General features: G+C 73.0%; 12 protein-coding genes. 6 read left to right on the forward strand and 6 right to left on the reverse strand.

Annotated elements, in window-relative coordinates:
• Positions 1-50 precede the first annotated feature (50 nt).
• Entirely contained in the window at positions 51-3026 is a 2976-nt protein-coding gene (locus tag FJ657_RS07085) for a helix-turn-helix transcriptional regulator (protein WP_141163000.1), read from the reverse strand.
• Positions 3027-3205: 179 nt separating this feature from the next.
• Positions 3206-3448 (reverse strand): hypothetical protein, encoded by a 243-nt coding sequence (locus tag FJ657_RS07090; protein WP_141163001.1) that lies wholly within the window; start codon positions 3446-3448, stop codon positions 3206-3208.
• Between the two features lie 106 nt (positions 3449-3554).
• Between FJ657_RS07090 and FJ657_RS07095 the strand changes: the two genes are divergently transcribed.
• Genes FJ657_RS07095 through FJ657_RS07105 form a run of 3 tightly spaced genes read left to right on the forward strand, consistent with a single transcriptional unit; the run spans position 3555 to position 6881 of the window.
• Positions 3555-4580 carry a permease gene (locus tag FJ657_RS07095; protein ID WP_439653935.1) on the forward strand — a complete coding sequence of 342 codons (1026 nt, stop codon included), beginning with the start codon at positions 3555-3557 and terminating at the stop codon, positions 4578-4580.
• Positions 4570-5409 carry a TIGR03943 family putative permease subunit gene (locus tag FJ657_RS07100; RefSeq protein ID WP_141163003.1) on the forward strand — a complete coding sequence of 280 codons (840 nt, stop codon included), beginning with the start codon at positions 4570-4572 and terminating at the stop codon, positions 5407-5409. Before FJ657_RS07095 ends, FJ657_RS07100 begins: the two co-directional genes overlap by 11 nt.
• Positions 5409-6881, forward strand: coding sequence for a hypothetical protein (locus tag FJ657_RS07105; RefSeq protein ID WP_141163004.1), 1473 nt, complete (start codon positions 5409-5411; stop codon positions 6879-6881). Before FJ657_RS07100 ends, FJ657_RS07105 begins: the two co-directional genes overlap by 1 nt.
• 3 nt (positions 6882-6884) lie before the next feature.
• On the opposite strand, the gene FJ657_RS07110 is transcribed toward FJ657_RS07105, so the two are convergent.
• Positions 6885-7751 (reverse strand): alanyl-tRNA editing protein, encoded by an 867-nt coding sequence (locus tag FJ657_RS07110; protein ID WP_141163005.1) that lies wholly within the window; start codon positions 7749-7751, stop codon positions 6885-6887.
• A gap of 94 nt (positions 7752-7845) precedes the next feature.
• Between FJ657_RS07110 and FJ657_RS07115 the strand changes: the two genes are divergently transcribed.
• A complete protein-coding gene (locus FJ657_RS07115) occupies positions 7846-8271 on the forward strand; it encodes a hypothetical protein (RefSeq protein ID WP_141163006.1) in 426 nt (141 codons plus the stop codon).
• Here the strand turns inward: FJ657_RS07115 and FJ657_RS07120 are convergent.
• Complete coding sequence (locus tag FJ657_RS07120) at positions 8252-8893, reverse strand: TetR/AcrR family transcriptional regulator (protein WP_141163007.1); 642 nt, start codon at positions 8891-8893, stop codon at positions 8252-8254. The genes FJ657_RS07115 and FJ657_RS07120 overlap by 20 nt on opposite strands.
• A 94-nt stretch (positions 8894-8987) precedes the next feature.
• Positions 8988-10070: a DUF4349 domain-containing protein gene (locus tag FJ657_RS07125; RefSeq protein WP_141163008.1), complete on the reverse strand. Its 1083-nt coding sequence runs from the start codon at positions 10068-10070 to the stop codon at positions 8988-8990.
• A gap of 225 nt (positions 10071-10295) precedes the next feature.
• Between FJ657_RS07125 and FJ657_RS07130 the strand changes: the two genes are divergently transcribed.
• Positions 10296-10490, forward strand: coding sequence for a hypothetical protein (locus FJ657_RS07130; protein WP_141163009.1), 195 nt, complete (start codon positions 10296-10298; stop codon positions 10488-10490).
• Positions 10491-10645: 155 nt separating this feature from the next.
• Here FJ657_RS07130 and FJ657_RS07135 read toward each other — a convergent pair whose 3' ends face one another.
• Entirely contained in the window at positions 10646-11473 is an 828-nt protein-coding gene (locus FJ657_RS07135; protein ID WP_141163010.1) for an aldo/keto reductase, read from the reverse strand.
• Between the two features lie 107 nt (positions 11474-11580).
• Between FJ657_RS07135 and FJ657_RS07140 the strand changes: the two genes are divergently transcribed.
• The gene (locus FJ657_RS07140; protein ID WP_141163011.1) at positions 11581-12582 is read left to right on the forward strand and encodes an SIS domain-containing protein; all 1002 of its coding nucleotides are present in this window, start codon (positions 11581-11583) and stop codon (positions 12580-12582) included.
• Positions 12583-12587: the final 5 nt, after the last annotated feature.

Raw genomic sequence — 12587 nt, forward strand, 5'->3', positions numbered from 1 at the left:
TCCCACACCCGGTAGTCGTCGGCGGCGGCGCGGATGTGAGGTCGGGGCATTCAGCGGATGGCCGGGTCGAGTGGGCGGTGGCGTGCGGCGACGTGCCGTGCGGCCTCGGTGCGGTTCGCGGCGCCGAGCTTGCGCAGGATCGCGGAGACGTGCACGCTCACCGTCTTGCGGCTGATGAAGAGACGGTCGGCGATCTGGCCGTTGCTGAGCCCCTCGGCGACGAGGCCGAGCACCTCGACCTCGCGAGCGGTCAGATGCTCGGCGGTGCCGGCCGTCGCCGCCGACATCGCATCGTCACCCTCGTCCTTCGCGGCGACGGCGCGCGGGAACGCCTCGACCGTCACTCCCGCCGCGTGCAGCAGTTCGACGGCAGCTCCGCCGATCGCGCCCGCGTCGAGGGCTCGCGCCTCGGCGAGCAGCTCGTGAAGCGCGGCGACGGCTCGCGCGCGGGTGCGGTCGTCCCCGTCGCGCAGCAGGGCCTCCGCGGCGCCGAGGCGCACCCGCAGCACCACGGCGATCGGGGCGCCGCACTCCGGGTGGGCCGCGGCGGCGAGGGCCGCGTCCCAGAGCGCGAGGTCGTCACCGGCACCCGAGGCGCCGCCCAGCCAGGCCTCGGCCGCGCCGAGCCAGATCGTCGCGTTCGCGCCGTAGCCGTCGAGCTCGAGCCGGTGTCGCAGCGCGGTCTCCTGCTCGGCACCGGCGTGCGCGTCGCCGTCACGGCGGCGCAGCGCCGAGAGCGCCCGCGCCGCCGCGAGATCGGCGGGCAGCGCCCAGCCGGCGATGCGCTCCCGTTCGGTCGCGAATAGCGGGGCGAGCGCGGCCAGCGCCGCCTCCGGGTCGCCGAGCGCGAGATGCAGCTCGGCCAGATCGGCGGCCAGCGCGAGCCGCTCCTGCAGGTTCGAGTTGTCGGCGGCGGGGATGTCATCGGCCAGCCGCGATGCCGCTGCGAGGTCGCCGCGGTTCACGGCCGAGCGCAGCAGTTCACGGCGCAGGTAGGCCGCGAACTGGCTCGGCGGATCCTGGTCGAGTGCGGCCGAGGCGAGCGCGTCGGCGCGGTCCCACTCGCCGAGCGCGTAGAGCGGCTCGGCCGCGTTGACGGCGAGGATCGCGCCGGTCGAGCGCTCGACGCCGAGCTCGCGCGCGACCCGGTGCCCTTCCTCGGCGACCTCGAGCGCCTCGGCGAAGCGGCCGTGCACGTAGAGCGCATCCGACCAGTTCGTGTAGTACCGCAGTCGCGCCGAGGGGTCGGCCGCGGCGATCGCGCGCGCGAGCTCGAAATCGCGCTCCGCCTGCGCGAACTCGCCGTGCAGGGCGCGGGTGCCGCCGAGGATGGTCGCCGCGATCGAGCGCACCCGCGTCGCCTCCTCGGGGGCGATGTCGAGGGCCGAGCCGGCCAGCTCGATCGCCGCGTGCGCGTCGCCGGTGATCATCGTCTCGGCGGCGAGCTCGACGCGGATCGAGGCTTCCAGTCGCGCGTCCGTTCCGGCGGGCAGCCGCTCGATCTCGGCCAGGGCGGCACGGTAGACGTCGAGCGATCCGGCCCGGTGGTCGTGCGTCAGCACCGTGCCGCGGATGCGCAGCAGTCGCGCCCGCAGCAGCGGGTCGTCACCGGGCACGGCGAGGGCGCGGTCGATCGCCGCGAGGGCGGGCGCGGTCGCGCCCGAGCTGCGCCAGGCGGACGCGACCCAGCTGAGCAGGGTCGCCAGGTCGGCGCCGGCGGTCGCGGCCGGGTCGCTGACGCGCGGCCACAGCGCGACGGCGCGCTCGCCGATGCGCGCGGCGGTCGCGTAGGCGCCGGTCTCGCGGCTGCAGGTCATCGCCTCGATCGCGTCGGCGAAGGCGCGCTCGTCGTCGCCCGCCGCGATGCGGTGCTCCGCGATGCTGACGACGCGCGCGGCTGTCGCACCGCCGACCTCCTTCAGCCGCTCGAGCGCATCCGCGTAGGCCGCGTGGGCGCGCAGCAGAGCGCCCGGCAGCACCTCCTCGAGCACGGCGTCGCGCACGAGCGCGTGCCGGAACACGTAGGTCGCGCCGTCGACGCGCAGCACGCCGACATCGCGGGCGCGGCGGATCGCCTCGTCGAAGTCGTCGCTGTCGAGCGGCGATACCGCTTCGGCCAGCGCGTGGTCGACGCGCGTGCCGCCGACCGCGAGCAGCCGCACGAGCGAGCGGGCGGTCTCGTCGAGGGTGCCGTAGCGCGCCAGCAGCACGGCGCGCAGCGGGTCGGGCACCTCGGCGGCCGCGACGTCGGTCGTCGCCAGCTCTTCGACGTAGAAGGGGATGCCCTCGCTGCGGCGGTGCAGCTCGGCCAGCGCCGCCGGGGTCGGCGTCCGACCGAGCACCTGCGCCGCCTGCTCCCGCACCTCGGCTCGGCTCAGTCGGCCGATCGTGAGCCGCTCGACCCGACGGCTGCGCTCGAACTCGGCCACGAGGGAGCGCAGCGCATCCCGCGACCACAGCTCGTCGTCGCGGAAGGTCAGCACGAGCAGCAGTGGAACGTCGTCGACGACCCGCGCGACCAGCCGCAGCAGGTCGAGAGTGCCGGGATCGGCCCAGTGCGCGTCTTCGATCACGAGCAGCAGCGGGCGCTGCTCGGCGAGGGTCGCGAACAGCCGGATGACGACGTCGCCGAGCACGTTGACCCCGCGCACCGCTCCGGTCGCGGCGCGGCCCTCCTCGTCGAGTCGATCGCCCTCGAGGAAGGCGCGGATGAACGGGGCGCCCGGCCCGGCGGCGTCGAGCACCGCATCGGAGCCGAACTCGAGCGCGAGGCAGCGCAGCAGCTCGGGCAGCGGGGCGTAGGGAGCCGACTCGGCGGCGAGGTCGACGCAGTGGCCGGTCGCGATGACGGGGGCCGGAGCGCCGGCGGCGAGCGCGGCGGCCGCGGCACGGTGCCGGGTCTCGGCGATCAGGCGCGATTTGCCGATCCCGGCCTCGCCCGCGACGAGCGCGATCCGCGTCGAGCCCGCTCGCGATTCGGCCACGAGGGCGTCCAGGCGCGCCAGCTCGGCCTCACGGCCGATCATGCGGGGCGCCGCGCGATTCACCTGCTCATGGTGCCACGCACCCCCGACATCCTCCGGGGCGGGCGGGTGGCCGCCGGCCGCACGTCCTCGCGCGACGGAGCGGGGCGGGGATGCCCGTGCCGGCGCATCCCCGCCCCGCTCGTCGTCACCGGCGCCCCGGGCGCCGCGGTGCCCGGCGTTCAGCCGTGCACCGCGTGTCGGCTGCACTCCGACACCGCCCGAGGAGCGGACGTCCGGTGCGTCGGCGCGAGCAGCGAGCGCAGCGCCGCCGCGCCGCCGGACAGGAGGTGCTGACGGCCACGGTGGCGCTGTGTCGGAACGGCTCGCTCGCGGGCGATGCGGGCGCGCTCCGCCGCGAGCTCCAGCTCGTGCTCGTGGTGCTCACGGAGGTGGGAGAAGGAGAACTCGGTCACGATGCTCATGACGACCACGATCCGCTCTGAGGCACGGGCGCGGCATCCGGAGGATGCCCTATTCGAGCGGCCTGCCTACCTCAGATCCGTCAGGTCGAGCGCTTACCCTTCACGGGTGGTCCTGACGCGCGAGCCGACGGTCGCGCCCTCGCGTCGGCGCACCCCCTGGCGCGCGCTCGTGATCCTCGCCGGAATCCTGGTGGTGCTGATCGGCGTGCGCGTCGCCACGCCGGGCAGCGGCATCAGCCTGACCGACATCGCGCAGGACTTCGTCACGCTCTCGCTCAGCGTCGTGATCGAGTCGCTGCCCTTCGTGATCCTCGGCGTGCTCATCTCGACCGTCGTGCAGCTCTGGGTGCCCGACCGCTGGTTCTTCGCCGTGCTGCCGCGCAACGGCCTGCTGCGCCGGGGCGTCCTCTCGCTGCTCGGCGTGCTGCTGCCGGTCTGCGAGTGCGGCAACGTGCCGCTCGCCCGCGGCCTCGTCGTGCGCGGGCTCAGCGTGCCCGAGGCGATGACCTTCCTGCTCGCGGCGCCGATCCTCAACCCGATCACGATCGTCACCACCGTGCAGGCCTTCGGCTGGAGCGACGGGATCGTCGTCTGGCGGGTGCTCGGCGGCTTCCTCATCGCGAACGCGGTCGGCTGGCTGCTGACCCGGCATCCCGACCCCGACTCGCTGCTGACGCCCGATTTCCGGGCGGCCTGCGCCGCGCACGCCCACGACGTCGACGACCGCGCGCACCGGCTGCGCCGCGGCGCCGGCATGGTGACCGCCGAGATGAGCGCCGTGCTGCCGGCGCTGTTCGTGGGCTCGGCGCTCGCCGGGCTCATCCAGGTCGCGATCTCGCGCGAGGCCCTCGTCGCGCTCGGCGGCGACCCGGTGCTCAGCGTGCTGGCCCTCATGACGCTCGCCTTCGTCGTGGCCATGTGCTCGAACGTCGACGCCTTCTTCGTGCTGTCGCTCGGCTCGACGTTCTCGCCGGGCGCGATCGTCGCCTTCCTCGTCTTCGGGCCGATGATCGACGTGAAGATGCTCGCGCTCATGCGCACGACCTTCACGGCGCGCACGCTCGTCGTGGTCACGGCCGTGGTCGCGCTCGCCGTCGCCGCCCTCGGATTGGGGTTGAACCTTGCGCGCTGACCGTCTCGTGGCCCGGTGGATCGGACCGCTGCTCGCCCTCGTCGCCGTCGTCGCCACGCTCTGGCTCGCCGCGACCGGCAAGCTCGCGCTCTACATCCACCCGCGCTACACGGTCTTCGCGGTCGTCATGGCGGTGATCGGCGGCGTCGCCGTGCTGGCGGGGTCGTTCTTCCTGCTGCGCAAGGACGCGAAGGATGCGCGCGCCGCGGTTCATGATCACGCCGACCACGACCACGCCGACCACGCCGACCACAGCGACGCCGCGCACGACCACGACCACGACGAGATCGGCCCCGGCCTGCTCGCGCGCCCGCGCCTGCTGCGCTCGCTGACCGTCGGACGCGTGCTGATCATCGCCGGAGCACTCGTCGCCCTGCTCATCCTGCCGCCCGCCGCGCTGACCTCCGCGACCGCGCAGAACCGCGCTCTCGCGACCTCCGCCGACGCCCTGCAGGCGCCCGCCGCGAACCTCGTCGGCACCGACACCTCGAAGTTCACGGTCAAGGACTGGGCCTCGCTGCTGCGCTCCGGCGGCGAGAGCGCCGTCGCCGGGCAGACCGTGCAGATCAGCGGCTACCTGCTCGACAACGGCGATGCGGATGTGGTCTACGTCGCCCGCCTCATGGTCACCTGCTGCGCCGTCGACGCCCAGCCGGTCGGCGTGCCCGTGTACCTGCCCGACTGGAAGAAGGACCACAAGGCGAACAGCTGGGTGAAGCTGACCGGCAGGTTCCAGCAGAACCCGAGCGGATCCGGCGCCGTGCCGGTCGTGATCGTGCCGAGCGAGTTCGCCGGCATCTCCGAGCCCGACCAGCCCTACGTCTACTGATGAGCGCCGAGCATCCCGCGCCGGGTCATCCACCCGACGACGCCATCGCGGCGGCCGCCGCCCGCGACGCCGACGAGTACCACCTCGACCTCGGGCCCGAGCGCCGCCCGCTCGGCTGGCGCGGCACGCTCGCGATCGCCCTCGCCGGACTGCTCGTGGTCGTCGCGGGGCTCGCGCTCGGCAACGCCCTGCGCCCGCCGGGCATCGTGCGGGCCGACTTCGACGGCGCCGCGCTCATCGAGCAGCAGGGCGCCCGCGTCGTGCTGCACCTCGACCGTGCCGTCGACCGGCTGGCGACGAAGGATGTGACGGTCAGCCCGGCGGCGTCGTTCAGCGTGCAGCGCTCCGGCGCCGCCGTGACGCTGACCTTCCCCGAGCGGCTGCGCTACGGAACCGACTACCGCGTGAGTCTGCGCGTGCCCGACGGGAAGGGCGGCACGTCCGCGACCGTCGAGCAGAGCATCCGCACCCCGTGGCCGAACGTCTACACCCTGCTGCGTGACGCTCCCGACCCGGATGCCGACCAGATCCTGTCGCGCTCGGTCGACGGGGGAGCGACGAAGGTCGCCTTCTCGGCCCCGCGCATCGCGCAGTACGCCGTGCTTCCGTCCCAGCTGGCGGTCGCCACCCTCGGCGACGCGGGTGACGCGACTCTGCAGCTTGTGACCCTGCCCGAGGGCTCGAGTGACACGATCACGACGCCGCAGCACGCGTCCATCGACCTGCTGAAGAGCTCGGGACCGAGCGGACTGCTCGGCTACACGCTGACGACGCCGCCGGGGGTCGAGCCGGCCCTCGATCACGTGCTCGAGTTCTACGACCCGACGAGCTCGTCGGGCATCGGCACCGCCGTGACCGGCCTCGACGGCGAGCCGCTCTCGGTGCTCGACTACGTCTGGGTGCCGGGCACGACCTCGCTCGTCGCCCAGGCGACCGACCAGTCGCTGCTGCTGATCGACCCGACGAAGTCCGCGAAGCCGGTGCCGCTCGGGGCCCACGGCGAGCTGCGCGGCTTCCTGCCGAACACGGCGACGGTCGTGGTCGCCGACCCCGACGGCGGCTCGACGATCGACCTCACGACCGGCGAGACGACGCCGCTCGCGGTGCCCGAGGACGGGCAGCCGGCGGAGGACTACCGCGGCGAGGTCACGGTGCTCGACCGCGCCGGGCGCTACGTCGAGGTCGTCTCCTCGCCCGATTTCACCCGCGGCGCCACCGGCTTCCGGGTCGTGCTCGCCGGACCGGATGGCGGCAGGGTGCTGTACCAGCCCGCCGACGACGGCTCGCGCATCCGGCAGGCGTGCCTGTCGCCGAACGCGCAGTACCTCGCCGTCGAGGTCGTCTCGCCCGAGGGTCGCAGCGACGACTACCCGCAGACGCCGTCGTTCACGGCCATCTCGACGAACATCGTGGATGTGTCGTCGGGCGCGGTCGCGCGCGGACTGCCCGGCTTCGATCCGTCCTGGTGCTGAGGATCAGCCACCCGCGCGGGTGACCATCGTCACCCCGACCGCGCCCTCGAGCTCACGTCGCGTGAGCGTCACGGTGACCGCGCCGAGCTCGGCGAGCGAGCGCACGTGCGTGCCGCCGCAGGGGATGCGGGCCTCGCCCTCGGGCAGCTCGGCGACCCACCAGCGACGGTCGGTGAGGCCATCGCCGTCGCGGTCGATGCGGATGCGCGCGCCGCTCGTCGTCCATTCGGCGAGGATGCGGTCGACCTCGTCGCCGAGCGCCGCCAGGTCGGCCAGCGACTCGGGGTCGAACCCGGCCTTGCGCACGCTCTTGCCGACGCGGAACTCGTCGACCGAGCCGCCCTCGGTGATCGTCGAGGTCTCGATCGCGGTGCCGTCGAAATCGGGGGAGCCGAGCGCATCCGTGCGCCCCTCCTTGCGCCAGGCCCCCGCGAGCGCGCGGTTCAGCGCGAGGGACGCCAGGTGGCAGGCCGTGTGGCCGACGCTGAGCGCCTGACGGTGGTCGCTCTCGACCGCGATCAGGGCGGTGTCGCCCTCGGCGACCGCCGCATCCGCCGCCACCAGGTGCACCGCGACGAAGGCCCAGCCCTCGGTGCCCTTGCGCACGGGGATGTCGGCGCCGACGAACAGCTCGGTGGCGTCGGTCGCGCCGACCACGCAGTCGAGCACCTCGAGGGCCTCGCCGCCGACGACGAAGGCCGCACGGTCGGGCCCCTGGTCGGGCCAGCCCGCGTCGACCGGGTGCACGGGGGTGCGGTCGACGATCACCGCGAGCCGGTCGCCGTGCGGCTGCGTGTGCAGCACGGATGCCGTCTCCTCGATGGATCCGGACGCGTAGGTGACGATGGTGTCGCGCAAGGGAAGAGTCACCCGGCTCACGCTACCCGCGCGGATCGCGGCAGGCGGTGATCGGGACGATCGGTCGAGTCGAGCGGATGATCCGCCGCGCGGTGATACTGGGGCGATGATCTCGACGCGGCTGGCCGGCGAGCTGCGCGAGGCCGGGCTGCGCTGGGATCCGATCTCGGGCGATGCCTTCCAGATCGCCGGGGGCGAGTTCGAGGGCGACGTCTTCACCGTCAGCGACATGACGATCGAGCCGCACCACTACGAGACGGGCACGGTTCTCGGCTTCAACGGCACGACCGAGTGGGCGCTCGACTCGGTCGCGCTCGAGGATGCGCTGTGGCTGCCGCGCGAGGATCAGCTGCGTGAGCTGCTGCGCGGCTCCTTCCTCGCGCTCGAGCGCCGCGTCGACATCACCCGCGTCGCGATCGTCGAGTACCGGGTCACGATCGAACTTGCCGGGTCGCGTCACGATTTCCGTGCCGACGACGCGGCCGAGGCCTACGGCCGCGCACTTCTCGCGCTCATCCGCGCCGCGGGCTGAGCCGCGCGCGCTCGGGGAGATCTCCCGTCGTCGCGCGCGTGATCCACGGCTGCAGCGCCGTCTCGGCCGCGGCACGGTGGTCGGCGGCGTCGACCGGCTCGCTCGCGATGACCTCCACGACCTGGCGGCCCCAGAAGACGGCCTCGAGCAGGGTCGTCAGCCGCGCCGGATCCGCGTCGGATCGCAGCTCCCCGAGCTGCACGGCCTCGCCCAGGTGGCGGCGCAGCGCCGCGACCCAGTCGTCATCGGCCGCCCAGTCGGGCGCTGCGGCGCCGCGGGCCGAGAGCCGACCCCAGAACCCGACCACGACGTGCGCCTCGTCGCGGGTCTCCTTCGTCAGCGGCAGCATCTCGGTCACGATCGCGTCGACCGCCGCCAGCCCGCGCAGGCCGTCGGCCGTCGACGTGATGCGGCGGTTCGTGCGGGCGACGACCGCATCCATCGCCGCATCGATCACGGCGTCGAAGCCCGAGAAGTAGTGCCAGAGCGCTCCCGTGGCCACCCCGAGCTCCTGCGCGACGGCGCGACTCGTGGCCGCCGCGTAGCCGTCACGCGCGGTGACCCGCAGGAAGGCATCGACGATCTCGTGGCGTCGCACGTCGTGGTCGACCTTCTTCGGCACCCGCCCATCCTGCCCGACGCCGCCGGCGCGGGGAGCGTCGCCGTGGGGTGACGCGCGGGCGTCCACGAGCTCGGCGCTCCCGCGCACGTCGAGGTCAGGTCGGCGGGGTCGCCTCGTCCGTCGGATGGCGTGGGCGGTCGTCACCGGAGTCGGCCGCGGCGTCCGTCCCGGTCTCGCGGAACGCCGCCGGGCCGCCGGGTTCCGCGGCCGGAGCGCCCGGGTGCCCTCCGGCGACCGCGAAGGCCGCGCCGCCGAATCGGCCCGTCCCCGGGCGGCCGACCGGCCGCGAGCGACGGCGCCGGCGGACGATGACCAGCACCACGCCGCCGATGATCGCGAGCGCGAGGAGCCACGGCGTCAGGGCGCCGAGCACCACCAGGAAGCCCGCCCAGAAGGCGAGGAAGGCGCCCCATCCGGCGGCGAGCCCGTCGAGGAAGCTCTGCGGCTTCGGGGTCGGAGCCGCGGCGGGCGAGAGCAGGTCGAGGCTGATCGTCGACAGCGCGACCTGGTCGTCGAGTCCGCGCTTCTGCGCCTGCAGCGCCTCGAGCTCGGCCTGGCGCTGACTGAGCGCGGTCTCCAGGGCGACGAGGTCGGCCGTGGTGCCCGACTTCGCGAGCAGTGCCGTGAGCCGGTCGACCGAGGTCTGCAGCGCGGCGATGCGCGCATCCGTATCGCGCACGGTCGCCGTGACGTCGTCGCTCGTGAGCTCGATCGATTCGAGATGGCCGAGCTTCTTCAGCTTCGGCAGCGTCGCGTCGAGCCGGTCGGCGGGGATGCGCAGCGTCAGCTGCGCCGAGGCGGGTGCATCGGCGCTCGCCGCCTGCTCCTGCCGACCGTCGACCCGGCCGCCCGCGTCCGTCGTCAGTGCGACGGCGGCGTCGGCGGTCGCGCCGGGGTCGTCGACCGTGAGCGTGATGCTCCCGGTGGTCACGACCGAGCGTGCCGGGTCGGCCGTGACCGGCGCGACCGCGGGATCCGAGGTGCCCGACGCGGCGGAGCCGCCACCCGCGACGCCGCTCTGCGTCGAGCCGTCGACGCCCGAATCCTGCGCCGAGGAGTCAGGGCCGCGCTGCCCGGAGTCGGCCTGATCCGCACGCGAGCCGGACGAGCCGGCGGAGCACCCGGCGAGGGCGACGACGAGCGCTGCGGCGCCGAGAAGAAGGGGAATTCGCCTCATGTCGCTCAGGATGCTCGCGAACCGGGACGCGCACCAGCCAACGTTTCCGGCTCGTTATGCGTCGTGGGGAGCACGCGTCTCGACGCCTCCGGTGCGGGTCTGGGCGCACGCTGGACGCCCTCTGGCAGGGGAGTGCGGATCGGCTCGCGACCGCGATCCGGTTCCTAGCGTGGAGTCACGACGGTCGCCCCGTGCCGTCGCACCGCTCGAGCGAGGAGGACGCCCATGGGACTTCTGGATGACGCCAAGGACGCCGCGCAGGCCGCCGGCGAGAAGGTCAGCCGCACCGTCGAGGACGCCAAGGAGCGCATCTCGGATGCCGCCGAGGAGCGCCAGGCCGACGCGAAGGTGAAGCAGGCCGAAGCCGACCGCGACCGCGTCAAGGCGAAGAACGACTTCAAGGAGGGGCTGCGCGACTGACGCGCGCCCCTTCGCCGGTCACTCCGGCTCCGCGATGCCCGCCCGACCCCAGGTCGCGGCGGGCATCGTCGTGTCGAGGTCGGTCAGCCGGTCCGAACCCCGCTCGGTTGAGAGCTGCTGCCGGGTTCGGTCCGGCTCGGCCGCGTCGCTCGCGCCTACTTCGGCTCGTGCAGGTCCGGGTCCATGCCGGTGCGCTCGCCGGTCTCGAGCGAGGCGATCGCGGCGAGGTCGTGCGCATCCAGCTCGAAGTCGAAGACCTCGAGGTTCTGACGGATGCGGTCGATCGAGTTCGACTTCGGGATCACGACGAGACCCTGCTGCAGGTGCCAGCGGATGACGACCTGCGCGGGCGAGCGGCCGTAGCGCGCCCCGATCTCGGCGAGCACCGGCTCGGCGAGAACCGTGCCGCGCCCGAGCGGCGCCCACGACTCGGTGAGGATGTCGTGCTCGGCGTCGAAGGCGCGCGTCCTGTGCTGCGGAAGCCGCGGGTGCAGCTCGACCTGATTGATGACGGGCTTCTCGCCGGTCTCGGCGATCAGCCGCTCGATGTGGTGCGGGTGGAAGTTGCTGACGCCGATCGACTTCACGACGCCCTCGTCGCGAAGCCGCTGCAGGGCGCGCCAGGTGTCGGCGTAGAGGTCCTGTGCCGGGCAGGGCCAGTGGATCAGGTAGAGGTCGATGTAGCCGAGGTCGACCTCGGCGAGGCTGCGCTCGGCGGCGCGGAGCGTGGCGTCGAAGCCCTGGTCGTCATCCCACACCTTCGTCGTGACGAAGACCTCCTCGCGCGGCACGCCGGAGGAGCGCACGCCTCGCCCGACCTCGGCCTCGTTCTTGTAGAGCTTCGCTGTGTCGATGTGGCGATAGCCGAGGCGCAGGGCGCCGTCGACGAGCTGCTCGGCGATGCCGGTGTCGACCTTGTACACCCCCAGACCGAGCTGCGGGATGCGGTGGCCGTCGGCGAAAGCGAGGGAGGGCGTGGTCACGCGTCCACGCTAGCGCGGTGCCCTGCGGCGCGTCCTTGCGCCTCCTACCTTGTTGTGCCACGATATGAGACATATTGATACCGGTACCAATCGGTGAGAGGACGGACATGCTGGGCTTCAACGAAGAGGAATACCTGGGTCAGGTGCGGAGCACGATCGCGTTGCGCTCGCAGATCGAGGAGCTGGCTGAGCGCGTCAGCGCGGGTCGCTGGAAGAACATCTACTTCATCGGCGCCGGCGGAACCTACGCGGCGGCACTGCCCTACGAGCGCTTCTTCCAGACGCGTTCCGACCTTCCCGTGCGCGCGGTCATCGGCAAGGAGTTCGTGCTCGCGCCGGATCCCCAGTTCGGCCCCGACTCCGTCGCGATCTTCGCCTCCGTCTCGGGTACGACCGAGGACATCCTGGACTGCCTCGAGTTCGCTCGGGAGCGGGGCGCCCTGACGATCGGCTTCACGGGATATCCCGAGAGCCCCATCGCCACCGGGGTCGACGAAGTGCTGCTCTCGGCTCCCAAGGCGTGGCCCTTCGACGTGCAGTTCCTGCTCTTCGCCGCCAAGCTGCTGTCGCTGCGCGGCGAGTTCGACGGCTACGACCGCCTCGTCCGCGATCTCGAGGCGCTGCCCGAAGCGCTGCTGGCGGTCACCGAGCAGGCCGACCCCATCGGGCAGGAGTTCGCCCAGAAGCACGCTCAGACCGACTACCACTTCCTGGTCGGCTCGGGCAACCTGTGGGGCTTCACCTACCTCTACTCGATGTGCATCCTCGAGGAGATGCAGTGGCTGCGCACCACCCGAGTGCACGCGGCGGAGTTCTTCCACGGCTCGCTCGAGCTGATCGAGAAGGACACCAGCCTGCTGCTCTTCGTCGGTGAAGACGAGACCCGACCGCTCATGGATCGCGTGATCTCCTTCGCGAACAACTACAGCGACGATGTCACTGTCATCGACACCGCGGCCTACGAGCTCCCCGGTGTCAGTGACGAGTTCCGCGGACTGCTCTCGCCGATCGTCGCCGATGCGGTCGTCGACCGCTTCAGCAAGCACCTCGCACAGGCGCGCGACCACTCGCTCGACCTGCGCCGGTACTACCGCGTCGTGGAGTACTGAGGACC

Origin of the sequence: Schumannella soli (assembly GCF_006517435.1) — a bacterium.
In the GTDB taxonomy this organism is placed as follows: Bacteria; Actinomycetota; Actinomycetes; order Actinomycetales; family Microbacteriaceae; genus Schumannella; species Schumannella soli.

Coding starts and splice junctions, on each gene's coding strand:
- FJ657_RS07085 (WP_141163000.1), bottom strand. CDS start 3,026: ATGATCGGCCGTGAGGCCGAGCTGGCGCGCCTGGACGCCCTCGTGGCC.
- FJ657_RS07090 (WP_141163001.1), bottom strand. CDS start 3,448: ATGAGCATCGTGACCGAGTTCTCCTTCTCCCACCTCCGTGAGCACCAC.
- FJ657_RS07105 (WP_141163004.1), top strand. CDS start 5,409: ATGAGCGCCGAGCATCCCGCGCCGGGTCATCCACCCGACGACGCCATC.
- FJ657_RS07115 (WP_141163006.1), top strand. CDS start 7,846: ATGATCTCGACGCGGCTGGCCGGCGAGCTGCGCGAGGCCGGGCTGCGC.
- FJ657_RS07125 (WP_141163008.1), bottom strand. CDS start 10,070: ATGAGGCGAATTCCCCTTCTTCTCGGCGCCGCAGCGCTCGTCGTCGCC.
- FJ657_RS07130 (WP_141163009.1), top strand. CDS start 10,296: ATGGGACTTCTGGATGACGCCAAGGACGCCGCGCAGGCCGCCGGCGAG.
- FJ657_RS07140 (WP_141163011.1), top strand. CDS start 11,581: ATGCTGGGCTTCAACGAAGAGGAATACCTGGGTCAGGTGCGGAGCACG.